This window comes from Longimicrobiaceae bacterium, from assembly GCA_036375715.1.
Lineage (GTDB): Bacteria > Gemmatimonadota > Gemmatimonadetes > Longimicrobiales > Longimicrobiaceae > DASVBS01.
In genome coordinates this window covers 275840-298664 of sequence record DASVBS010000065.1, presented here as the reverse complement: position 1 = coordinate 298664, position 22825 = coordinate 275840, and the positions used below count along the sequence as shown (strand labels likewise).

General features: G+C 65.8%; 15 protein-coding genes. 9 read left to right on the top strand and 6 right to left on the bottom strand.

Going from position 1 to position 22825, the window contains the following annotated elements:
- Nucleotides 1–282: 282 nt before the first annotated feature.
- Both VF167_14680 and rfaD read right to left on the bottom strand, forming a co-directional pair.
- A complete protein-coding gene (locus VF167_14680; protein HEX6926665.1) occupies nt 283–1827 on the bottom strand; it encodes an MFS transporter in 1545 nt (514 codons plus the stop codon).
- Between the two features lie 315 nt (nt 1828–2142).
- Nucleotides 2143–3201: an ADP-glyceromanno-heptose 6-epimerase gene (gene rfaD / locus VF167_14675; protein ID HEX6926664.1), complete on the bottom strand. Its 1059-nt coding sequence runs from the start codon at nt 3199–3201 to the stop codon at nt 2143–2145.
- A 703-nt stretch (nt 3202–3904) separates the two neighbouring features.
- Between rfaD and VF167_14670 the strand changes: the two genes are divergently transcribed.
- Nucleotides 3905–7150, top strand: coding sequence for a TonB-dependent receptor (locus VF167_14670; GenBank protein ID HEX6926663.1), 3246 nt, complete (start codon nt 3905–3907; stop codon nt 7148–7150).
- A gap of 14 nt (nt 7151–7164) precedes the next feature.
- Nucleotides 7165–8931: a RagB/SusD family nutrient uptake outer membrane protein gene (locus tag VF167_14665; GenBank protein HEX6926662.1), complete on the top strand. Its 1767-nt coding sequence runs from the start codon at nt 7165–7167 to the stop codon at nt 8929–8931.
- A gap of 99 nt (nt 8932–9030) precedes the next feature.
- On the opposite strand, the gene VF167_14660 is transcribed toward VF167_14665, so the two are convergent.
- Both VF167_14660 and VF167_14655 read right to left on the bottom strand, forming a co-directional pair.
- Entirely contained in the window at nt 9031–9897 is an 867-nt protein-coding gene (locus tag VF167_14660) for a c-type cytochrome (protein ID HEX6926661.1), read from the bottom strand.
- Nucleotides 9898–10139: 242 nt separating this feature from the next.
- Nucleotides 10140–10766, bottom strand: a complete 627-nt coding sequence (locus tag VF167_14655) for a trimeric intracellular cation channel family protein (GenBank protein HEX6926660.1) — start codon at nt 10764–10766, stop codon at nt 10140–10142.
- A gap of 357 nt (nt 10767–11123) precedes the next feature.
- Between VF167_14655 and VF167_14650 the strand changes: the two genes are divergently transcribed.
- Together VF167_14650 and VF167_14645 are read left to right on the top strand one after the other, a co-directional pair.
- Nucleotides 11124–11336, top strand: a complete 213-nt coding sequence (locus tag VF167_14650) for a hypothetical protein (protein HEX6926659.1) — start codon at nt 11124–11126, stop codon at nt 11334–11336.
- Nucleotides 11337–11532: 196 nt separating this feature from the next.
- Complete coding sequence (locus tag VF167_14645) at nt 11533–12609, top strand: DUF2652 domain-containing protein (GenBank protein HEX6926658.1); 1077 nt, start codon at nt 11533–11535, stop codon at nt 12607–12609.
- A 99-nt stretch (nt 12610–12708) separates the two neighbouring features.
- On the opposite strand, the gene VF167_14640 is transcribed toward VF167_14645, so the two are convergent.
- Nucleotides 12709–13692, bottom strand: a complete 984-nt coding sequence (locus tag VF167_14640; GenBank protein HEX6926657.1) for an aldo/keto reductase — start codon at nt 13690–13692, stop codon at nt 12709–12711.
- A 134-nt stretch (nt 13693–13826) separates the two neighbouring features.
- Between VF167_14640 and VF167_14635 the strand changes: the two genes are divergently transcribed.
- From VF167_14635 to VF167_14625, 3 genes are all read left to right on the top strand, one after another.
- Nucleotides 13827–14702 (top strand): helix-turn-helix transcriptional regulator, encoded by an 876-nt coding sequence (locus tag VF167_14635; GenBank protein ID HEX6926656.1) that lies wholly within the window; start codon nt 13827–13829, stop codon nt 14700–14702.
- Nucleotides 14703–15098: 396 nt separating this feature from the next.
- Nucleotides 15099–15596 carry a nuclear transport factor 2 family protein gene (locus tag VF167_14630; protein ID HEX6926655.1) on the top strand — a complete coding sequence of 166 codons (498 nt, stop codon included), beginning with the start codon at nt 15099–15101 and terminating at the stop codon, nt 15594–15596.
- 291 nt (nt 15597–15887) lie between these two features.
- Entirely contained in the window at nt 15888–17246 is a 1359-nt protein-coding gene (locus VF167_14625) for a transporter (GenBank protein HEX6926654.1), read from the top strand.
- Between the two features lie 224 nt (nt 17247–17470).
- Here VF167_14625 and VF167_14620 read toward each other — a convergent pair whose 3' ends face one another.
- Nucleotides 17471–20221, bottom strand: a complete 2751-nt coding sequence (locus VF167_14620) for an adenylate/guanylate cyclase domain-containing protein (GenBank protein HEX6926653.1) — start codon at nt 20219–20221, stop codon at nt 17471–17473.
- Between the two features lie 365 nt (nt 20222–20586).
- Here VF167_14620 and VF167_14615 point away from each other — a divergent pair, with 365 nt between their 5' ends.
- Both VF167_14615 and VF167_14610 read left to right on the top strand, forming a co-directional pair.
- Complete coding sequence (locus VF167_14615; protein HEX6926652.1) at nt 20587–20811, top strand: hypothetical protein; 225 nt, start codon at nt 20587–20589, stop codon at nt 20809–20811.
- Between the two features lie 235 nt (nt 20812–21046).
- Nucleotides 21047–22774 carry an alpha/beta fold hydrolase gene (locus tag VF167_14610; GenBank protein ID HEX6926651.1) on the top strand — a complete coding sequence of 576 codons (1728 nt, stop codon included), beginning with the start codon at nt 21047–21049 and terminating at the stop codon, nt 22772–22774.
- The last annotated feature ends 51 nt before the right edge of the window (nt 22775–22825 follow it).

Sequence of the window (22825 nt, the reverse complement as noted above, 5' to 3'; positions counted from 1 at the left end):
CTGGCAGATCTCGCTCATCGAGGTCCAGCCCTCGAGAGCCTCGAGTACAAACCGCGCTCGCTCTTCCATCGGGCAGGTCTCACTCCAGGGCATCGAGCACCTCCAAGTTCGGGGGGCTCTAGTTTGCGCTGTGTGTTACCTGTGTGCCCGGTTTAAACTGTTACCTATGTGGCCGGTCTGTACCACGGATTGTCGCTCACCCCCTCACCCGCCACCCCCTCACCCGTCCCTCCTCACTTGTCCCCTTGTCCAGCCCGTTCACCTTGTCACCCTGTCACCCCGTCACCCTGTCACGTTAGTGCGGCGCAGCGCGACCGCCACGAAGATCGCCAGGAAGAGCGTACCAGCCGCGCTCATCACCGCGCAGATCCGTAGCCCGTCCACGAAGGCCTCGGTGGCCGCGAGGGAGAGCGATCGTCCGAGCGCTTCGGGTAGCTCGGAGGTCGCGGCCAGCGCGCCGCCAAGTGTGCCTCTTGCCGCCTCTGCCGCCTCGCTCGACAGGCTGCTCGGAATCGCGCTCTCGACCGCACGACGGTAGACAGCCACGCCGAGGCTGCCGAAGAGCGCGATTCCCATTGCTCCGCCGAACTCGGCGCTGGTCTCCGAGATGGCGGAGGCCGCGCCGGCGCGCTCGACCGGCGCCGAGCCGATGACGAGGTCGGTCGTGAGGGTCACGACGGGGGCCGACCCGAAGGACATCACGGAGCAGGCAATCGCGAAGAAGATCAGGCTCGTGTCGGGCCCGAGGGCGCTGAGCAGCAGGAAGCCAGAGGCCGAGATCACCATCCCCACCGCCATCAGGTGGGAGTGCTTGAAGCGCCTGGACAGGGGCGGCGTCAGCATCGAGCCGAGGACGAAGGCCCCCATCCAGGGCAGCGTCCACAGCCCCGCGTCGAATGGCGAGAGACCCCGCACCAGCTGGAGGTATTGCGGGATCCACAGGAAGCCCCCGAACACCACCAGGATCGTCAGCCCGTAGGTCGCGATGGAGGCGCTGAAGGCCGGCCGCCTGAAGAGCTCCAGGTCGATGAGGGGATCCTCTAGCCGGAGCTGCCGCCGTACGAACAGGTAGCCGATCGTGCAGCCCGCGCCGATGGTGAGGAGGGCCGCACCACCGAGTCCATCCTGCGCAATGCTCTTGAGCCCGTAGATCAGGCAGAGCACGGCGGCCAGCGAGAGCAGCGAACTCACGAAATCCGGCCGTCCGGCCTGCGGGTCGCGGTATTCTGGCAACAACACCGGGCCCGTCAGGAGGAGCACCAGCATCACGGGCACCGCGAGCAGGAACACCGACCCCCACCAGAACCACTCCAGCAGCACGCCGCCCACCAGCGGGCCGATCAGTCCGCCCAGGGAGAAGCTCATGACCCACACGCTGATGGCGGTGGTACGCTGCCGTGGATCCTGGAACATGTTGCGGATCAGCGAGAGGGTCGACGGCGCGACCGTCGCTCCCGACAGCCCCAGCAGAGCGCGCGACACGATCAGCATCTCGGCGCTGGTCGAGAAGGCGGCGAGCACCGAGGTGGCGGCGAAGAGCGCCGCGCCCATCAGCAGCAGTCGGCGCCGGCCGATCCGGTCTCCAAGGGTGCCGGCCGCGATCAGCGATCCTGCCACCATGAAGCCGTAGATGTCGATGATCCACAGCAGCTGCGCCGCGCTCGGCTGCAGATCCACCGTCAGCTCCGGCACGGCGAGATGCAGGACGGTCAGATCCATCGAGTAGAGCAGGCAGGGCAGCGCGATGACCGCCAACCCGATCCACTCCTTCCGGCTGGCGCGCTGCCCCTCCGGTGCATCCGGGATCGTCTCGATTGCCTGGCTCACAGAAGTCGCTCGGCGCAGGTGGATGACCGCTCGATGAAGTCTCTCACTCTATCAACGAACGAGGAAGTGCCGGATCGACGATCTCGAAGACTGGGGCGATGAGGAGAGGGAAGGGAACCACGGAGGGCGCTGAGGTTGGCGCAGAGGACACGGAGGAGGCCGTAGCGTTCCGAACCCATTCAGGGGTCTCTAAACCATCCAACAACCTCTACGTTAACCCGAGTCCTTAATGGGATGCGGCAGTTGGGGAAGGGAGGGGAAAGGGAGGGGAGGGGCCTCCGTGTCCTCCGTGTGATCCTCTATGACCTCTGCGTTTCATTCGTGGGCGGGGGGTGCCGTAGGCTCATCACCGAGCCGTCGGTCGTGCTCGAGATAGACGTTCACATAGTCGTCCACCGCCTCGACCAGCGGGGTAGGTTCCTCGGCATAACCCGCCTCGCGCAGGCGACCGAGGTCGGCGCAGGTATAGTACTGGTAGCGGGCGCGAAGCGCCTCGGGCATGTCGATGAACTCGATTTGCGGCTCCAGGCCGAGCGCGCGGAAGACGGCCCCCGTGAGGTCGAGCCAGGTGTGCGTGCGCCCGGAGCCCAGATTGAAGAGGCCGGCGGCGTCCTCCCGGAGCGCCAGGTGCAGCACCATCCGCACGGCATCCTTCACGTAGAGGAAGTCGCGCTCCTGCTTGCCGTCTTCGTATTCGGGGCGGTAGCTGCGGAAGAGCTGCACGAAGCCGCGATCGCGAATCTGCTCGTACGCCTTGCGGACCACGCTGCGCATGTCGCCTTTGTGGTCCTCGTTGGGCCCGAAGACGTTGAAGAACTTGAGCCCCACGATCCGGTCCAGCAGCCCGTGGCGGTAGGCATAGAGGTCGTACAGGTGCTTCGAGTAGCCGTAGGCGTTCAGCGGCCGGAGTCGCTGCAGCGCCTCGGGGGAATCCACGCGGTCGCTCATCCCGTTCTCTCCCGCACCATAGGTGGCGGCGGAGGAGGCGTACACGAACCGCGCGCTGCGCGCCAACGCCCATTCGCCCAGCCTGCGGGTGAACTCGTAGTTGTTCCGGATCAGATAGGTGGCGTCCCGCTCGGTGGTGGCCGAGCACGCCCCCATGTGCAGGACCAGGTCGAAATCGCCTAGCGCACCCGCCTCCAGCCGGCTGAAGAGGTCCTCCGCCTCCAGGTAGTCCTCGAAGCGCAGCGGAGCCAGGTTCCGCCACTTGTCGCTCTCCCCCAGCCGGTCCACGATCACCAGCCGCTCACACCCCCGCCGGTTGAGCTCCCAGGCAAGGGCGCTGCCGATGAAGCCGGCACCCCCGGTGACCAGCACGCGCCGCGGTTCGAGCTGCGCTGCGTTGGTTCCACCCTCCTGCCGAGTTGTCATGCGCTCTCGTTCGATGGTCGAGTCAGGCGCCGCGTACCCTCCCAACCGCCGCGCCGCCGAAAGATCCCGCGCGCCTCACGATGTCAGGTCCCGCCAGGGAAGGGCAAGGGGCGTAGCACCTGATGCCCGTCATCGGGGCCATTCTGCGGGAATAGACCTGTAGGCGCCCCCTGGGGCCCGTGTGCGCCCGCAAGAAGAATTGAGGATGCCCGGGCCCGCGATCCGCAGCATTGCCGTGCGGGCGCCACAGGGGCCACCCCTCCGGGCTGATACCCTGCAAAAGGCCGTAGCGACACCGTGCCGCACCTGTCGTAACCCGCAATCCGTAATTCGTAATTCGTAGTCGTAATCCGTAATCACATCCCTACGACGCCCAATTCAAAAATTCAAAATTCCCCGCTCCCCCTCCCCCCGCCCTCACACTTCCGGTCGCCCCTCGTCGCTCTAGCGAACTTCGTCTCTAATGCGCATACTCGCTACTGCCCACCCATCACGGTCTGACCGGCATCTGCCCCCTGGCGACGTTACGTCTTCGTGACACCTCCGCAGACGGAAGGTGAACGACCGCTGGTTATCCTCCCTCCCCGGGCGCAGGGGCCCGGACGGCCGCACCGTCGGCCTACCGGTCGAAGTCCGCCCTCCGCGGTCCCCATCCCCAAGTCATTCCATTTCACGGTCGCTTTCGCAAATCCTTGGAGATTCCATGCGAATACTCAGCACCCTATTCCTCGGCATTGCCGTCCTCCTCCCCGCCCAACTCCAAGCCCGACAGACCCCTGGCACGGGCCGGGTGGTCGGAACGGTCGCCAACGCGACAACCGCGGAGCCGGTGGCCGCGGCGGAGGTTCTCGTCCAGGGAACGAATCTCCGCACCATCTCCGACGAGTCAGGACGGTTCGTCCTCGAAGGCGTTCCCGCCGGGACGCACACCCTCTCGGCGCAGAGGATCGGCTACGTGGCCGGCCAGGTCGAAGTCACCGTGACCGCCGGTCAGACCACCAACACCACCCTCACCTTGGCGGAGGCCGCGTTGGCGCTCGACGAGCTGGTGGTGGTCGGATACGGCACCACGGAGCGCCGCAATCTCACCGGCGCCGTGGATCAGGTGAGCGGCGAGGTGCTTTCCAATCGTCCGGTCCCGAACCTCACGCAGGGACTGCAGGGGATGCTTCCCAACGTCAACATAAACATGCAGGACGGGAAGCCGATCCAGGCTCCGGCCATCAACATTCGGGGCACCACCTCGATCGGACAGGGCGGGAACGCGCTCGTGCTGATCGACGGCGTCGAGGGCGATCCGAGCATGCTGAACCCCAACGACATCGAGTCGATCACCGTGCTGAAGGACGCTTCCTCGGCCGCGGTGTACGGGGCGCGGGGCGCCTTCGGCGTGCTACTCATCACCACCAAACGTCCGCGCGGCGGCCAGCTGACGGTGAACGTCAGCAGCAGCTATGGCGTCCGTGAGCCTGTGGTGCGCCCGAATTTCGTCACCGACGGCTACACCTGGGCGAAGATGTTCAACGAGGCGTTCACGAACTGGAGCGGCACCGTCGCCCAGAACGTGAACAAGACGCTTCCCTTCTCGCTCGAGTACCTGGCCGAGCTCGAGCGCAGGTCGAAGGATCCCTCGCTCCCGCGCGTGGAGGTCGGCCCCGACGGCCAGTACGTCTACTACTACAGCACGGACTGGTACGACCTGCTCTACAAGGATCGCACGCCTTCCATGGAGCACACGGTGTCCGTCTCTCGTAGCTCGGAGACCGCTGACTTCATGGTCTCCGGCCGCTACCTCGATCAGGCTGGCCTCTTCCGTTACAACTCCGACGACTATCGGATCGCCAACCTGCGCGCCAACGGGACGATACGGCTGACCGATTGGCTCTCTCTCAGCAGCAACTTCGACTACTCGAATCGCAAATACCACAACCCTCTCAACGTCGGCGAGGGCGGTGGCATCTGGCGAAACATCGCCGACGAGGGCCACCCGATGGCGCCGTTGCTGAACCCCGACGGCACGCTGTCGCACTCGGCCGCCTACACCGTCGGCGACTTCTACTACGGCCGCAACGGGATCGACTTCGATCGCTCGGTCTTCCGCAACACCACCGAGCTGACCGGCGGCTTCTTCGACGATCGCCTGGAGCTCACCGCGGATTTCTCCTTCCAGCGCACGATCGATGACGAGCGCAGGCGGCGCGTGCCGGTTCCTTATAGCCGCGCGCCGGGATCGATCGAGTACGTAGGGCTGCAGTACAACGACCTGCGGGAGACGAACGACCAGCGGAACTACATCGCCACAAACCTCTACGGTTCATACGAGACGACCCTCGGCGACCGGCACGCGATCCGGGCGATGGTCGGCGTGAACTACGAGGAGAGCACCTCCGAGAGCCTGACGGCGCAGCGCAACGGCCTGATCTTCGACGACGCCTCCGATCTGAACCTGGCTCTGGGTCAGGCGATGGTGATCGAGGGAGGCTACGCGAAATGGAACATCCTGGGCGGCTTCACGCGGCTCAACTACACCTTCGACGACCGCTACCTGCTCGAGTTCACCGGCCGCTACGACGGTTCCTCGAAGTTCCCCGCGCACGAGCGCTATGCCTTCTTCCCCTCGGTGTCGGCGGCATGGCGACTGTCGCAGGAACCCTTCTGGAAGGTCTCCTCGGACCTCGTCTCCGACCTGCGCATCCGAGCCTCTTACGGATCGATGGGGAACGGGAACATCCCGCCCTACACTTTCCAGGAGCTCTTCAATATCAACCTCTCAGGGCGAATCGTGGACGGGGTCCGTCCGCTGCAGACCCGCGCCCCGGCCGTCCTCCCCGCGGGTCTGACCTGGGAAACGGTCACCACGAAGGACCTCGGGCTCGACCTGGACATGTTCGGGCAGCGGCTGAACTTCAGCGGCGACGTGTATGTTCGTGAGACCACGGACATGTACACGATCGCGGTCACCCCGCCCGCGGTCTTTGGAGCCTCCCCGCCGCGTGGCAACTACGCCGATCTGCGCACCACCGGTTGGGAGTTTTCGCTTGGCTGGCAGGACGACTTCGACTTCGCTCGGCGGCCGGCGCATTACGGGATCCGCTTCAACCTCTCCGACTACAAGGCAAAGATCCTCAAATACAACAACCCCAACCGGGTGTTGAGCGACTACTACGAGGGGATGACGATCGGAGAGATCTGGGGGTACGTAACCGAGGGCTTCTTCGTCGATGAGGAGGACATCGCCAACCACGCCGACCAGAGCTACTTCCAGAGCACCGAGTCGCGGGAGGTGTTGCCGGGGACCATCAAGCTCAAGGACCTCAACGGTGATGGGGTGGTGAACCCGGGCGACAATACCGTCGACAACCCCGGCGACCGGATCATCATCGGCAACTCGAGCCCCCGCTACAGCTTCGGTCTCAATCTGAACGGGGGATGGAACGGTTTCACCCTCTCCACCTTCTTCCAGGGGGTCGCCAAGAAGGACTGGTACCCATCCAACGAGGCCAATCAGTTCTGGGGCCAGTACGCCCGGCCCTACGGTGACATCCCCAAGTGGCACCTGAAACCGGGGATCATCTGGTCGCCGGAGCACCCCAATTCCTTCTTCCCCCGCTACACCTCGCGGCTCGCCCAGGGCAACGAGCAGCGCATGCTCAACGCCAAACAGACGAAGTATGTGATGAACGCGGCGTACGTGCGGCTCAAGAACATTCAGCTCGGCTACGATCTCCCCGAGCGGGTGGTGGCGCCCTTCGGTCTGCGTAACGGGAGGATTTACGTCTCGGCGGAGAACCTCTGGACCTACTCGCCGCTCTACAAAACCGCGGACAACGTGGACGTAGAGAACATCACCAACCAGTCCGACCGCATCCTGACCAGCGGGACCAGCGGCGACGGCTACAACTACCCGATGATGAAGACCTTCGTCACCGGCATCTCCCTCACCTTCTGATGGCCACGGTCAACATGATCAGATTCCGATCCGCGGCCATTGCGTGCTTCTGCTTGCTCGCAGTCGGCTGTGACCTGGAGCAGGATCCGGTCTCCTCGACCGATGCCCGGTCTGTCTTCGGCAACGAAGCAGGGCTGGAGCTGTACTCGACTTCCTTCAGCGAGGTGCTCCCGTCGGTGGGCGAAATCGTCCACGGCGACGCCATGTCAGACTACGCGGCCCGGCGCAACGTACCGGACTTCATCCGCCCCGGCGCATACACTCCCACCACCGCGGGCTCCTGGTCGTGGAGTGCTTTGCGCAACATCAACTACTTCCTGGTCAACAACCAGGGCCCCGGCGTCCCCGAGGAGGTGCGCAACCACTACAACGGCCTCGCGCGCTTCTACCGTGCCTGGTTCTACTTCGACAAGGTCAGGCAGTACGGTGACGTCCCGTGGATCGACCGGCCCTTGGAGGTCGACGACGAGCAGCTGTTTGCGCCGCGCGACTCGCGCGACGTCGTGATGAACCATGTGCTCGAGGACCTCGACTACGCCATCGCGAACATCGCGACCGAAATCGACGAGTCCCGCACGCGGATCACCAAGGACGTGGCGCTGGCGCTGAAGTCCCGCATCGCACTGTTCGAGGGAACGTTCAGGAAGTATCACGCCGGAGGCCTTGCCGCCGGCCTGGAAGGCACGGCCGACTTCTGGCTGGAGCAGGCGGCCGACGCAGCGCGCCAGGTCATGGAGCGAGGGAACTACAGTCTCTACACCGGCGACGGGACCGAGGGGTCCTACCGCGCGCTGTTCAGCAGCGAGACAGCTCCCCCCTCAGAGGTGATGCTGGTCTATGTCCACGACGTGGACCTGGGGGTCAGGCACGACGCAAACTGGCTCTACACCAGCGGCACCTACGGCGTGGGGCTCAGCCTCATCCGCCCCTTCATCAACACTTACCTGAACATCGACGGCACGCCCTTCACCGATCGCCCGGGCTACGAGACCATGACCTTCATGGAAGAGGTCAAGGGTCGGGACAAGCGGCTCCAGCAGACCATCCGCATGGGCGACTTCACGCGGGTAAACGCGGGGGTCGAGGTGCCGTCGCCACCCCTCTTCTCCCAGACGCTGACCGGGTATCAGCCGATCAAGTGGACGGTGGATGACATCGGCGTGGACGGAGGGGCGAACAACACCAACGACGTACCCATCTTCCGCTACGCCGAGGTGCTGCTGAACTACGCCGAGGCCAAGGCGGAGCTGGGGACGCTCACCGCCGCCGACTGGGCGCAGACTATCGGGGCGCTGCGCGCCCGGGCCGGGATCACCGGCGGCCTGACCGAGCTCCCGACCCGGGTCGATCCGTACCTCCAGCGCGTCTATTACCCGGACGTCAGTGATCCGGTAATCCTGGAGGTGCGGCGGGAGCGGGGCATCGAGCTGGCGCTGGAAGGGCTTCGCTTCCACGACCTGCTGCGCTGGAAGGCGGGCGAGCTGATGGAGATGGAGTGGCGCGGCTTCTATGTTCCGTCTGTGGACCAGTATCTGGACCTGAACGAGGATGGAAAGCCCGACGTCTACTTCTACCTGGACAATCCGCCGGCGGACCGGATCTCGGGCGTCTTCTACCTGGACGTGAGCGCCGATCCGCGCGTGCTCTCGGAGGGTTCGTCGGGGGAGCTGGTGTGGATGCGGGACATCCCCCGGCGATGGGAGGAAAAGAACTACCTCTATCCGATCTCCGAGGCCGATTTGAGGCTCAATCCCAACCTCGGTCAGAATCCGGGGTGGTGAGGCGAGATCTCTGAGACGCTTCTGAGGTCGAGTGGGCTGCCCGTACGGGTCGGTGCGACCGTACGGGCAGCCCGCTCGGCGCGATCCGGCGAGTTGCTGCTACTCCGCCGGACTGAGCGTCGCGAGGTAAGCGTGCAGCGCCGCGATCTCCTCGTCGGTCATCCGGGCGGTGAAGGTCCAGGGCATGTATTCCGGGTTCAGCGTTCGCCCGTCCGGCGTCACGCCGGTGCGTAGCGCCCGTTCGAAGTCGGCGAGCGACCAGCGACCCGCCGCGGCCAGCGCTGGTGCGGGCGGGGAGCCCGGGACCGGGGAGTCCGCCCCCTCCAGCTCCGGTCCATGGCAGTACGCACAGGTGATGGAGGTGAGATAGGCGCCGTACTCCGCGGTAGGGCCGGCCGGGGGCGCGGTGGATCGGGCGGGCCCCGGCCTGACCTCGGCGTCCACGTCCAGGGCGAAGGCCGCCAGGACCCGCCCGAGCGGCTTGTACTCGGTTTCGGGCAGCACGTTGTCGACCGGAGGGAGCTGCTGAATGTGGGCAATCAATGCCGCGGCGTCAGCGTCGCTGAGATGGTGGAATCCCGCTGCGGGCATGATGCTCAGCGCCCTCCCGTCGTAGCCGACCCCGTGACGGATGGCGGCATCCAGCGCCCGTGCGTCGTACTCGTCCCCTACGCCTCCCTCTCCGGTGGTCAGGTTCGACGCCACCACCCGAAAGGGAGGTGCATCGACCATGACCCTCCCTTCGAACCCGGGACCGTGGCAATCCGTGCAGCCGTGGATGCGGGCAAGGTGGGCCCCTCGCTCGGTGGCCGCCGGATCTGACGGCACCTCCAGCTCCGCGGTTACCACCTCATAAGTGCGGTTGAGCTTCGCGGTACCGACGAAGTAGAGCACCAGCGCTGCCAGCAGAAGGACTCCCACCAGGCCGGCCAGCGCGATCGCGACGTTGCGCACAAGACGCGTCATAAGCGAGAGGGGGAGCGAGGGAACACCTTTCCGCCCGAGCCACGGCCGGGCGCGACTCCTCGTGAACGACCGAGGCCGCTCTTTTCGGACACGTCCTGGTGCCTCATTGCCGATGCACTCGCTGGGCGTCGACCGCGCTTTATGGCTCGGCTTGATGGCAGGAGGAGCGCGGAGCGCAGCCGTTCTCTCCGGGCGAGCTCGGATCCGCAACCGCGACGGAAGGCGATGGCATCCGACCTGGCTCAATCGTTCGCGTCCGGTGGCAGGACGAAGGCCGGCAGATGGATGCTCCAGAGGATCGAGCCAAGCCTCACCAGGAACACGGTGAGGATGCCGAGGAGGGTCGAAAGTGACCCGGGCACTCCTGCGATGTCCAGCAGCAGGAAGAGACTTCCGCCCACGATGGCAGCGGTGGCGTACAGGTGCTCGCGGCGCAGGATGAGGGGGATCTCAGTGGTGAGCACATCTCTCATCATCCCTCCCGCGACGCCCGTGATTACGCCCATCATCACCGCGATCGCTCCCGGAAGGCCCGCTGTCCACGCCAACTGGGTCCCGCTGATGGTGAAGACAGCCAGTCCGAGAGCGTCCGCGATCAGCAGGGCTCGCTCCGGAGCGCGGCGGAAACGGACGTATACCGGGGTGAGCAGTGCGGCCAACACGATCACCACAAGGTTCTCCATCTCCCGGAACCAGAAGATCGGATGCCGGTCGAGCAGCAGATCACGCAGCGTCCCACCCCCGATGGCGGTCACCACCGCGATCACCAGTACGCCCATCAGGTCGAGTCTCTTCCGCCCCGCGGCCAGCGCGCCGCTGACGGCGAAGACTGCAACGCCGAACAGGTTGAGGAGATAGAGGAGGGTCATAAGGAATCGGGGCCGGGAGCCATCGCGGAAAAGCTGGGAATCGCGAAACGCGAATTACGAATTATGAATTACGAATTACGGGCTATTACGGGCTGCGAATTACGAATTATGGCTACGGCCCGCGTTATCCACGCTTAATAGGTCCGCAAGTGGCGGAGCGAAATGCATCCTGTTCGAATCGGGGCACGACATTCGCTCCCACCTCTGGCATGCGCAGGATGGTAGGAGCGACGAGGCGCGAGGAGGTCGAAGCTGCGGCCTGGAGGAGCAGGGGGCGCCCGCTCGCCTGAAACTGCGAGCGTCGGCAGTCCGCCGCGAGGGCCGCCCAGAAACGCTAACTTGGGGGATCGAAACGCCATGAGTAAGGGCAACAGGGAAGGCGCTGCACCACGGGAAGCGCCGAGCGTCACACCGACCGAGCCCGCGGGCCGGAGAACCGAGCAGGCCGGCTCCGTCGCCCGCGAACAGCGCTGGGACCCGCAACAGCCGCGCGACTACCCGGACCCCATCGACGACGCCCTGGACGACACCTTCCCCGCCAGCGATCCACCCGCCTGGATGGGGCGCTGAAGAATATTATTAATTTTGAATCTTGGATTTTGAACTACGAATTACGAATTACGGGTGTCACACGATAGCGGCTCTGCCGTTCCGCCGTTCTCGTCTCGTAATCGCCTCGCCGGCGCCAAATTCAAAATTCAGAATTCGTAATTCGTAATTTGTAATTCGTAATTCCCCCTCGGGCCCTCGCACCAACGCTCCCGCTATGAAGGGTTTGCTCTTCATCCCGGATATCAGCGGCTACACCAGCTTCATCAACCAGACCGAGGTCGATCACAGCCAGCGGATCATCCAGGAGCTGCTGGAGACGATCATTGGCGCCAACGGCATCGGGCTGGAGATCTCGGAGATCGAGGGCGACGCGATTCTCTTCTATCGCTACGGCGAGATGCCGACGCTGGAAGAGCTCTATGCACAGGTGGAGCGAATGTTCTGCGAATTCCACAGGAACCTGACCGCCTACGCCACACGACGATACTGCCAGTGCGCCGCCTGCGTCGCGGCCGCCGACCTGACGCTGAAGGTGATCACCCACTACGGCGAATTCACCGGCTATAGCGTTCGCAGCTTCAACCAGCTCATCGGGCGAGACGTAATCCTTGCGCACGAGCTACTCAAGAACGACATCGGCGACCACGAGTACTGGCTGGTGACGCAGAACCTCCTGCGCGAGACGCCTCCATCGGGACTGGCCCCCTGGATGGAGTGGCTATCCGGCGAGCAGGAGACACGCCTCGGCAAGGTGCCGTTCGCCTACGCCCAACTCGCGCGCTTGAAGGAGGCGGTGAGTCTCGAGCCGCTGCCGCAGGTGGAGCTAGCGGGCAAGGTTCGCGTGGCCTCACTGACGCGCGAGTACGAGTCGGACATCATCACCCTCTTCCACGCGACCGGCGACTTCAACTACCGCGCACGGTGGCTGGACGGGGTGCGTCGGGTCGAGGAAGTCGATCACCTCCTTCCGCGGGTGGGCATGCGGTGTCGCTGTCTGCTGGACAACGGGCAGATCGTCACCTACTCCAACAGTTACGACTTCAACGACGAGCGGATCAGCTTCACGGAAACGGACGGCTCAGGGAAACGGGTCACCCGATACGTCCTGGAGGAACTGGACGCGCGACGCACGCGCCTCACCATCGAGTACTTCGTCGGAGGGAATCGGGCGGCCACGGAGGCGTTCAGGTGGCTGAAAGGACGACAGATCGAGCGCAGCCTGCAACGCTCGATGGACAACCTGGTGGGGCTGGTGGAAGAGCTGAACGTCGCCCGCGCCCAAATGAACTGAGAGGGCGAGGTGGAGCCTCGCCCTCTCGAGATCGACGGTGGTTCCCAGCTGGCAAATCCAGCCCACGACTGCCGAGGACATGGATCGATTTCCCCTCGGCTATCGGTTCAACGCGTGCATGCTTGCTTCCGGGTAGCGCAACCCGGCAGTGATCCCCTTTGGCGCGACCGCATCGAGCCGGTCCAGGTCCTCCCGCGTCAGGTCGATCTCGACTGCCGCGACGTTCTCCGCGAGGCGCTCGAGGCTGCGCGTGCCGGGGATTGGAACGATGTGCCGCCCCCGGGCGAGCACCCAGGCCAGTGCGAGCTGGGCCGGCGTGCACCCCTTCTCCTGCGCCATCTCACGAACCGCATCGACCAGCTCGAGGTTCTTTTTGAAGTTCTCGCCCTGGAAGCGCGGGAAGCGGCGCCGCGCGTCGTCCGGGGCCAGGTCGTCGATGCTGCGGATCGCGCCGGTCAGGAAACCGCGCCCCAGCGGGCTGTAGGCGACGAAGGCAATTCCCAACTGCTCGCACAACTCCAGGAGCTCGTCTTCGGGATCCCGCGTCCACAGCGAGTACTCGGTCTGGAGCGCGGTGATAGGGTGTACTGCGTGGGCACGGCGGATCGTCTCCGGAGCAGCCTCGGATAGACCCAGCCACCGGACCTTGCCTTCGCGCACGAGCTCGGCCATGGCGCCGACCGTCTCCTCGATCGGGGTTTCGGGGTCGACCCGGTGCTGGTAATAGAGGTCGATCGTCTCCACCCCGAGTCGGCGGAGGCTCGCCTCGCAAGCCTGCTTCACGTACTCCGGCCGTCCGTCGATCACGGTCCGTCCATCCGGCGTGCGCACGTTGCCGAACTTGGTCGCGATCACGGCCCCGTCCCACTTCCCCTTCAGCGCGCGGCCCACCAGCTCCTCGTTCGCGCCCCAGCCGTACATGTCGGCTGTATCGAAGAAGTCGATGCCCAGCTCCAGCGCGCGATGAATCACGGCGATGGAGCGCGCGTCCTCGGCCGGCCCGTAGAAGGTGCTCATCCCCATGCACCCGAGTCCGATCGTCGATACCTCGGGACCCAACGCTCCCAGCTTCCGTCTTTCCATGTGTCACCCATCCAGTTCAGGTTTCCGACGTCCGTTGCAACACTGCTCCGCACACCCTAACCTGAACAGAAGCCTGGGATAAGGAATCCCGTATCCTGGTATCAACGCTACCCCTCTTGGCGAGGATGGTGACCATGCAAGAGCTAAGCGAAGATCGGCGGAGGGAGATCGCGAGCTTCCTGCGCAGTCGCCGCGCCCGGCTTCAGCCCGAACAGGTTGGGCTGCCTCGCGGCTCGCGTAGGCGGACGCCCGGTCTACGTCGGGAGGAGGTGGCGGCGCTCGCCGGCGTCAGCACGGAGTGGTACACGTGGCTGGAGCAGGCGCGTGACGTCAGGCCGTCCGAGACCGTGTTGGAGCGGATCGCCGCCGCGCTGCGCCTCGAGCCTGGGGAGATCCACCACCTGCTCACGCTCGCCGGTTACAAGCGGAACGACGTGCGCAGCGGCGGATCCCCTCCCGCGACCATCAGTCCGCCGCTTCAGCGCCTGCTCGATGAGTTGGAATCGTGTCCGGCCTGGGTGCTCGGCGAGCGCTGGGACCTCCTGAGCTGGAACCGCTGTGCCACGATCATCTGGGGTGACCTGGAGCCGCTGCAGGGGATCGAGCGGAACGCGTTGTACCAGAGCTTCATAAATCCACGGTGGCGCCGGATGCTGGTGGACTGGGAGGCACACGCGCGGAGCATGGTCGCCAAGCTGCGCCTCACCCATGCGCGCAACGTGGATGACCCCTGGTTCAATGAGCTGATCCGCGTGCTGCGGGAGCGTAGCGCCGAGTTCGCCGCCTTCTGGGGCGCCCACGACGTGGAGCTTCCCCGGGACGGCGTAAAGGTCTACGAGCACCCCGAAGCCGGCAGATTGACGTTCGACTACACCCAGCTCGACATCGCCGACGAGCGGCTCGCGGCGCTGCGTCTCATCGTGTACGTGCCGGCGCCGGGGACCGGAACGCGCGAGAGGCTGGAGCGCTTTCTCCAGCAGGAGCCGGAGATCGCGGCGGCGGCATCCTGATCAGCGGCCGCTTGCTCCATCCCCACGGGTGACAAGGGGACAAGGGGACAAGGAGACAAGGTGACAAGGTGACAAGGTGATGGGGGGGCGCGGCTACGAGGCGCAGCGAAGGCTCGCCAAGCGGCTCGGCCGCTCTGTCCGTCCCTGACACCCGATCGCATAGGCAGCCCTTTTTCGTCTCTCCTTGTCTCCTCGTCCCCTTGTCCCCTTGTCTTCTCCCAGTAGCCCCAATCCCAGTATAACCATTCCCTTATCCCCCGAGCGCAGCCCGATTATCGTCCTCGGGTGCGTGTTTCCAGTTGGATTTCTACGACCCTCCGGATCTCGTGGGTGTGGCGGCGCAGGCCCGCGCGCACGAGCTCTTCGGAGAGTACCTATCGGCATGAGGAGAGACCCGTGAATGACTCCATTGTCATCCAAGACCTCGTCACGCGCATGCTGTTCGCCGTCGACGCCCTGGATTGGGCCGGAGCGCGTGCGACCTTCGCGGACGAGTTGCACGTCGACTACACGTCGCTCTTCGGCGGCAGCCCCGAGCGCCTCCGCGCGGACGAGCTGATTGCGCGCTGGCAGGGACTGCTGCCCGGCTTCGCTGCGACGCAGCACCTGACGGGTCCGATCGTCGTGACCTCCAGCGGCCCGGGCGAGGCGGTCGCCGAGACGCAGGTGCGCGGCTATCACTATGTGGACGGTGACCCCGGCGGCACGTGGATAGCCGCGGGCCGTTACACGATCCCGGTGCGGAGGTACGGCGAGGGTTGGCGGATCACGGGTATACGCCTCGACCAGATTCGCCAGGAGGGTAACCTGCACCTTCCCACCATCGCCGCCGAGGCGGTGCAAGCCGGTCACGCTGCTCGGGGACAAGCCATAGGCAGCGAAACAGCTCGGTAATGCGCACTTGCGGCGCCCCATAGACAACGGGGCATCCCGGCCCGAAAATGCTCAAGCGAACTCAAGCGCTGAGCGGTTGGGACGTGGCGCGAAGGCCGGACAGACGCCGACCCCTCAACTTGCTCCGCGGGTCGTGATCACGTCTCGCATTCCGCCGCCGGCAGGCAACACAAATCAAGAAATCCTTGTTGCCTTCCGGCGGCGCATTAACTTGCGCTGTGCGGCAATCCACCCCTCGCCTGATCGCCCGTTCGGGCGGCGAGTCGCTCTCCCCTTCCGCCTCCACTTCCTATGTTCCCCATCCCGCGTTCGCTGAAGCGTGCGGCGGTCCGTGCGGTGTGGGTCTCAGTGGGTCTCCTCGCCCTGTCTCGGGAAGCCACCGCCCAGACCATGCGGGAGGTGCTCGACGGGCTCTTCATCTTCTCGGAGGGGTCCAGCCCCCTGTTCCTCTCCGGATCGGCGGGCGTACCGGCGACGGAGGTGCACGGAAACCATTTCATCCCCGCCGAATCGGAGGCGAACGGCTCGCTGCTGGGCTTCTTCCAGAACGCGATCGCCTCGAACATCGCCGCCTTCCCCCTGAGCTCGACCGTCGCCAGCCAGACCTTCGTCTTCATCGGCGGGGTGCCCAGCCCGACTTCCACCAGCTTCGGTCCGATCTTCGGCGAACGCGCGCAGACGGTGGGTCGCGGCCGCTTCAACGTGGGGATGAACTACACCCGTGTGGATTTCCGGCAGATCCGTGGCACCAACCTCAGCGACGTGGAGCTGACCTTCGTCCACGAGAATTCCAACTTCCCCAACTGCGACGTGATCTTCTCGGGAGACTGCTCGCAATACGGGACACCGCAGTTCGAGCACGATCTGATCGAGCTCGGGTTGGATCTCGACATCACGGCCGAAATCTACGCCTTCTACGCCTCTCTCGGTATCGCGAACCGCGTGGACCTGAGCTTCGCCATCCCCGTCGTGCACCTGGGGATCGATGGTCGCTCCGAGGCGCGCATCATCCCCACCACGGGCGAGGAGCTGCTCCACCTCTTCGCCGGCACACCGGAGGACCCCGTGCTCGAGGCCAGCTCCCGCTCGAGCGGCGAGGCCACCGGATTGGGCGACCTCGCCGTGCGCCTCAAGGCCCACTTCCTGAGCAGCGACGTGCTCGACATGGCGGTCCTGGGCGAGGTCCGCGCGCCGACCGGGAGGACTGACGATTTCCTGGGTACGGGAGAGACCAACCTGCGAGGGCTACTGATCGCCTCCGGGGGGTTCGGAGACTTCTCGCCGCACCTGAACTTCGGGTATCAGCTGCGGCAGGGTGACCTCAGTCAGGACGCGTTCGAGACTGTGGTTGGCTTTGACCACCGGCTGGCGTCCTGGGCGACCCTCGCGGTGGACGTGCTGGCGATGATGAAGGTGGGTGATGATCCGGTGACCTTCCCCGAGCCGGTGGAGATCGACGGCGCGTACACGGCCCGGGTCGAGCCGACCAACATCCGCGACATGCCCGACCACATCGTCGACGGTTCCTTCGGCTTCAAGTTCCGCACGCAGGGCGGCCTGGTGATCGTCACCAACGTGCTCGTGCCCCTGAACCAGGGAGGATTGAGGCCGCAGCTGGTGCCGACGTTTGGCCTCGAATACTCGCGGTGAGGCTGGCAGCGCAAAAAATTAAGAATTACGAATTACCCGGCCTCAATTCTGAGCTTTTGAATTTTCAATTTTGAATTGACTCTTCAACCTGAGCGGAGCGAAGATCCCACGGTTGTGATCCTTTGCTTCGCTCAGGACGGCCCGGGTACTGTGGACGACAGACGGGCCAGGATCGTGCGGCGCCGCAGCGTTCGTGATTGTGATTCGTAATTCGTAATTCTCCCCTATTCGTGGCTCGCCGTGATGACCCAGTCGTTGCCTTGCTTGCGGAGCGTCAGCGTCTGGGAGCTGGAATGGGAGGCGTGGCGGCTCGTTCCGGTGTTCTCGTAGGCGTAGGTCCACTGGACGCGCACGGTGAGCTGCTGGGGGGAGTCGAGGAGGGCCTCCTGCAAGACGTAGTCGGCACGAAGCTCCGCGGCCTGGTCGAACAGCCGTTGCCAGTTGCGGGCTCCTTCGGCGGACAGACCGGGCCAGATCCGGCGCAGCGATGCGACGTCCTCTCCTTCGATCGCCCGCTTGACCGCGCTCAGCGTCCGTTCAGCGATCGCCTCGGGCGGGGGAGAGACCTCGGCCTCGGTGCGAGGGGTCACGGAGGGCGGTGGATCGGCGGCGGCGCTCTCGGCGACGGTTCGGGTAGGTTCGGGCACCGGCCGCGCCCTCCGGTACGCCTCTTCCGCACGGGCCAGGCTCTCGATGACGTCCGGCCACTGCTCCGCTCGCTCGGCCTGCAGAGCGCGCTCCTCCCAGCGCCGGCCCACCGCCACCTCCGGCGACCCCTCGAAGGCCGCTCGCTTCTCGCGCTCGACAGCGGCCCGCGCCGCCGCGATGCGACCCGCCCAGTCGACCTGACTTCGATCCGGCGCCCTCGTTGTCTGAGTCTGCGTCGCCGGGGTGGGCCTGGAGGGAGCCGCGGAAGCCGCGGCCTCGGAGCGTTCCTCTCGCTCGGGTTCTTCGGTCGCCCGGGAACGCGAGAGCGCGTACGCCCAGTCGAAGCCGGTCAGCAGAGGGCTGCCCGGGTCGGCCCGTCGGAACTCGGCCAGTGTGGCGTTCGCCGCCGCCGTGTCGCCCCGGGTGACCGCGTCGTCGATGAGGTGTAGGTAGGCCGGACCGAAGCCCGGATCGAGGCGGATGGCCTCACGGAAGGCGCGGCGGAAGCGACGCTCGCCCTCCGGCGAGGAACGGTCGAGGTGGTAGTCGGCGTCACCGAGGAGGAACCACCCCTCCACGTCGTCAGGGTACCTCCGGGTAAAGGCCTCCAGCGTCGCCAGGGCGCTCCGGGAGGAGCGGCTCAGTTCGGCATACGCGAGGATCAGGAGAGAGTCGCGCTCACTGAGTCCCCCGATCGACTCCTCGGCCCGCTCCCCCCACTCGTTCGCGCGAGGAAGGTGCGGAACCCTGCTCCACGCCTCCGTCATCGACAAGCGGTAGAGTGCGAGGGCGAAGCGCGGATCCGCTTCGACTGCGCGACGGAATTCCAGCTCGGCCTCGTGCCAGCGCGAACGCCGGAAGTACTGCTCCCCTGCTAGATATGCCTGCAGCGCCTCCGGAGAGGAGGTGGACAGCTCACCCAGGCGTCGAGATGGTGAAACGGCGCCACCCGGCGCGAAGCCAAGCGCCAGGATGCGGCGGCTGAGGTAGTCGACCAGGTTCGGCAGGCTGTCCACGGGACCACCGACCTCGGCCTGGCCGAGCTGGGTTCCATCGGCTGTCTCGTAGACGCTGGCGCTGATGCGCACCTGCCCGTCAGCGGCCTGCACGGCTCCCGTCACTACGAAGCTCGCTTCCGCGCGCCTCCCTAGCTCCAATCGCGACGCGAGTCCGGGAGCGAGCGCCGCATCGTCCCACCGACTGACGACCACGCGAGGGTCGATTACCCGCAGCCCTCCGGCCCCGTCCATGGTCATCGACAGGAGGTCGACCATCCCTTCCGACCACAGCTCCTGCTCGTCCCCCTCGACTTCGAAGGGCAGGACGGCAAGGCCAGGACCGGGAGCCGCGTACGCTTGCCGCGGCGCCAGCAGCCCGGGCGGGCGCTTCGTCGCCAGCACGTAGAACCACCCGGCTATCACCAGCAGGGAGAAGGCGAACACCCCGCCCATGATGGCACGCGGCCAGGTCAGCTCGGGGAACCGCCGCTGTGCCAGGTCAATGCCCACCTCGTGCAGTCCGAGCTGCCACGGGCGCTCCTGAGAGCGAACCGTCTTTTCCCAGGGTGGGCGCGACTGCACCCAACTGGTGGCCGCGATCACCACCAGCCCGACGGCGAGCAGGAACATGGCAGCGGGGAGGGTCCAGGCCGGAAGGCCGAGCGATTCCCGAATCCGTCCTCCGACCACCAGAACGACGAAGGCCAGCGCCCCGTACACGGCAACGCTCGCCAGCAGCGCGCGAATCCGCCTTCCCAGCGGTGGTTCCGGCAGCGCCGCCGCTGCCGCTGGCATGGTCGCGGTTCCCACCTGCCGTCGAGCCTCGAAGACCCAGACGTCGGTGGAGATACCGGGCAGGTGACGTTGGCCTACCGGGGAGAAGTGGAATTCCGTCCGCGGCTTGAGGTGGCGCCACACATCCTGGCTCACCACCACCTGGCCCGGTTGCGCGACCTGCTCCGTCAGTCGCGAAGCAGTGTTGACGCCGTCTCCGAACAGGTCCCCGGTCGGGGTCGTGTTCACATCTCCCACGTGCACGCCGATTCGCAGGCTGCTGGGAATGCCCAACTCCTGCGAAGCCGCGGCGAACTGCTCCTGCAGATCCAGCGCGGCGCGGACAGCCACCTCGGTGCTCTCGAAATCCGCGAGCACCGCATCGCCAATGAAATGAACCAGGCGACCGCCGTGGCCGGTGATCGTCTGCCGGGAGACCTGCTGGAACAGATCGACCACCGCGAGCGCTGATTCCTCGTCTCGCGAGGAAAGGCTGGTATACCCCACGATGTCAGCGAACCAGACTGCCGCCAGCCGCCGCTTGGACGGGGTCATAGCTACTCCTGGGGGGCCCAACACTGCGCGGGCGACCGTTTCTCGGCCGTTTGCAATAAGAAGGTTTCTCCTCCCGGGGGCAATGGGTATCGAATACGGAAATTCCTGCGAACGTTGACTTTACGACACTCTGAGCGGCCCTGGCTGACCGGATGATTGGGCCGGCAAGCGTCACGGATGCCGAACCCATCCTCTATATCCGGCACGCCGAGCTCAATGAGCGTGCGGTCCGGGGACGAAAGTCCGAGAAAACGCTGCCCTCAATCGTTTTACGAGCGCGCGTCGCAGTCGACCCGGCACACGACGTGCGCGGACCGTTCGCGTTCGGTCCGCCGGAAGCTGTAACTTTAGCAGGAGGTATGAACGTGAATCGCAACCGACGCCTGATCGCCGGGGCTGCGGCCCTCTTCCTCCTGGCCGGTTGTCAACCGGCTACCCAGAACGGCGGGACCGGTGAGCCCTCCGGAATGCCCGGAGATACGACCACTACGGACACTTCCACGATGGACACGGTAGGGCTTGCTCCGCAGGTGGACGGGGAGGGGAGCGCCGCTCACGCCACGGTCGCGCAGCTCGAGCCGGTGAGCTAGTCTTCGCGTCGCGTACGTACGCCCGCCGGCCTGCAGAGGCAGGTCGGCGGGCTGCCTATCGACCATGCTGGGCTCGTATCTCCCACCCGAGCGGCACCTCTCTCCTTGACGGATCATCCGGATCGACGCACAGATCTATCTATCGTCACGTGATCGCCCTCGCCGGCGCTCTGCCGGCAACCATCCGCTGCGCGGCGCACACCGATACATCCCCGTTCTGCCACAGGAAACCTCGATGAAGTCACTCGCGACGGTCGCCGCATTGCTGTTCGTGGCATCCGCGATCCCCGTCGGCGCACAGGATCCTGGCGGGTGCTGGCTGGGTCAGGACGGTGATGGTGTGGCGCTCCTCGAGCTCGGGCGCACGGCGGGAGGGTGGGGTGGCAGCGTGCATGTGCTGTCCGCGAGGGTCGTGTCCCAACCGCTGGATTCCGCCCGGGTGGAAGGGACTTCTGTGCGTGTACGCGGGCCGTGGGGAGAGGAGCAACAACCGGCCGAGTTGTCAGCGACTCTGAGCGGGGACTCGCTGACCGGTACTCTACGAATCGGCACGGATGAGCGAGCGGTTGCCCTGAGCCGGGTCGACGCAGCGCAGCAGGCGCCTGCGCGTGAGCTGGTCGGGTACTGGAGTGGAGGGCTGGAGCAGAACGGGGCGGTGGTGCTGCGTCTGGGTCTCGAGATTGGCGAGGCGCCGTGCGGGCAGGTGATCGCCACCCTGGATAGCCCGGACCAGGGTGTGGCGGACCTCCCGATCGCAGGGATGCGGCTGACGGGCGACTCGCTGCGCTTCGGGGTTCCCTCAGTGCGAGGATCCTTCGCCGGTGAGGTGGATGCTCAGCGAACCCACATCCAGGGACGGTGGTCGCAGAGCGGGGCCTCCCTCTCGATGTCCCTAGCCCGCGGCGACAGCGCGCTTGCGTGGCGTCGACCGCAGCACCCGACCCCTCCGTTTCCGTACACGTCCACCGAGGTCACCTACCGGAACCCGGACGACGGAACGACCCTCGCCGGCACCCTGACCCTGCCGCCGGGGGAGGGGCCGTTTCCCGCCGTCATTCTCCTCACCGGGTCCGGCGCCCAGGATCGCGACGAGACGCTGATGGGGCACAAGCCGTTTCTCGTCATCGCCGACTACCTGACCCGACGAGGAATCGCGGTGCTGCGCGTGGACGACCGGGGGGTTGGCGGCTCTTCGGGCAACGTGATGTCTGCCACGATCGACGACAACGTGGGCGACGCGGCGGCGGGAATCGAGTACCTGCGCGCGCACCCGCGGATCGATGCGGACCGGGTGGGAGTCGTCGGGCATTCCGAGGGAGGGTGGGTCGCTCCAGTGCTGGCCAACCGCTCGGATGCCCTCTCCTTCGTGGTGATGCTGGCCGGCCCCGCGGTGCCGCCGTACGATCTGCTTCTCGCTCAGTCCCGGCTGATGCTGGAGGTATCGGGCGACACCCTCGTGGAAGAGCAGGTGTCGCTGACGCGCCGTATGCTCGACATCCTGCGCTCGGAACCCGATAGTGCTCGTGCCGTTGCGCAGATGCGCGCTGCGTTCAACGAGTGGCTCGCCGCCCTTCCTCCGGGAGCGACGGAGCTGCGTGCCAGATCGGAGTCTCCTCAGGGGCGCGCGCAGCTCGAGCAGTCTCTAGTCGTTCAGACCACACCGTGGTTCCGCGGCCTGCTGGCGTTCGACCCGCGTCCTTCGCTCGAGGCACTGGACGTCCCGGTGCTCGCGCTGTACGGGGAGCTGGACCGGCAGGTGCCCCCATCCCAGAGCGTCCCGGTTCTTGAGGAGATCTGGGCGGACCACCCGGACGCCACGGTGCGGGTGATGCCCGGCTTGAACCATCTCTTCCAGCCCGCGCGGACCGGCCTGGTAGTGGAGTATTCGCAGATCGAGGAGACCTTTTCCCCGGCGGCGCTCGAGGTGATCGGGGACTGGATCGAAGAGAGGTTCGGTCGGTAGGTGTAGAGGGTGTGGGGTGATGCCCCGCGGCGAGGCCGCAGGGCACCCGGG

Coding starts and splice junctions, on each gene's coding strand:
- VF167_14635 (HEX6926656.1), top strand. CDS start 13,827: ATGCAAGAGCTAAGCGAAGATCGGCGGAGGGAGATCGCGAGCTTCCTG.
- VF167_14645 (HEX6926658.1), top strand. CDS start 11,533: ATGAAGGGTTTGCTCTTCATCCCGGATATCAGCGGCTACACCAGCTTC.
- VF167_14625 (HEX6926654.1), top strand. CDS start 15,888: ATGTTCCCCATCCCGCGTTCGCTGAAGCGTGCGGCGGTCCGTGCGGTG.
- VF167_14640 (HEX6926657.1), bottom strand. CDS start 13,692: ATGGAAAGACGGAAGCTGGGAGCGTTGGGTCCCGAGGTATCGACGATC.
- VF167_14660 (HEX6926661.1), bottom strand. CDS start 9,897: ATGACGCGTCTTGTGCGCAACGTCGCGATCGCGCTGGCCGGCCTGGTG.
- VF167_14655 (HEX6926660.1), bottom strand. CDS start 10,766: ATGACCCTCCTCTATCTCCTCAACCTGTTCGGCGTTGCAGTCTTCGCC.
- VF167_14670 (HEX6926663.1), top strand. CDS start 3,905: ATGCGAATACTCAGCACCCTATTCCTCGGCATTGCCGTCCTCCTCCCC.
- VF167_14650 (HEX6926659.1), top strand. CDS start 11,124: ATGAGTAAGGGCAACAGGGAAGGCGCTGCACCACGGGAAGCGCCGAGC.
- VF167_14665 (HEX6926662.1), top strand. CDS start 7,165: ATGATCAGATTCCGATCCGCGGCCATTGCGTGCTTCTGCTTGCTCGCA.
- VF167_14620 (HEX6926653.1), bottom strand. CDS start 20,221: ATGACCCCGTCCAAGCGGCGGCTGGCGGCAGTCTGGTTCGCTGACATC.
- VF167_14610 (HEX6926651.1), top strand. CDS start 21,047: ATGAAGTCACTCGCGACGGTCGCCGCATTGCTGTTCGTGGCATCCGCG.
- rfaD (HEX6926664.1), bottom strand. CDS start 3,201: ATGACAACTCGGCAGGAGGGTGGAACCAACGCAGCGCAGCTCGAACCG.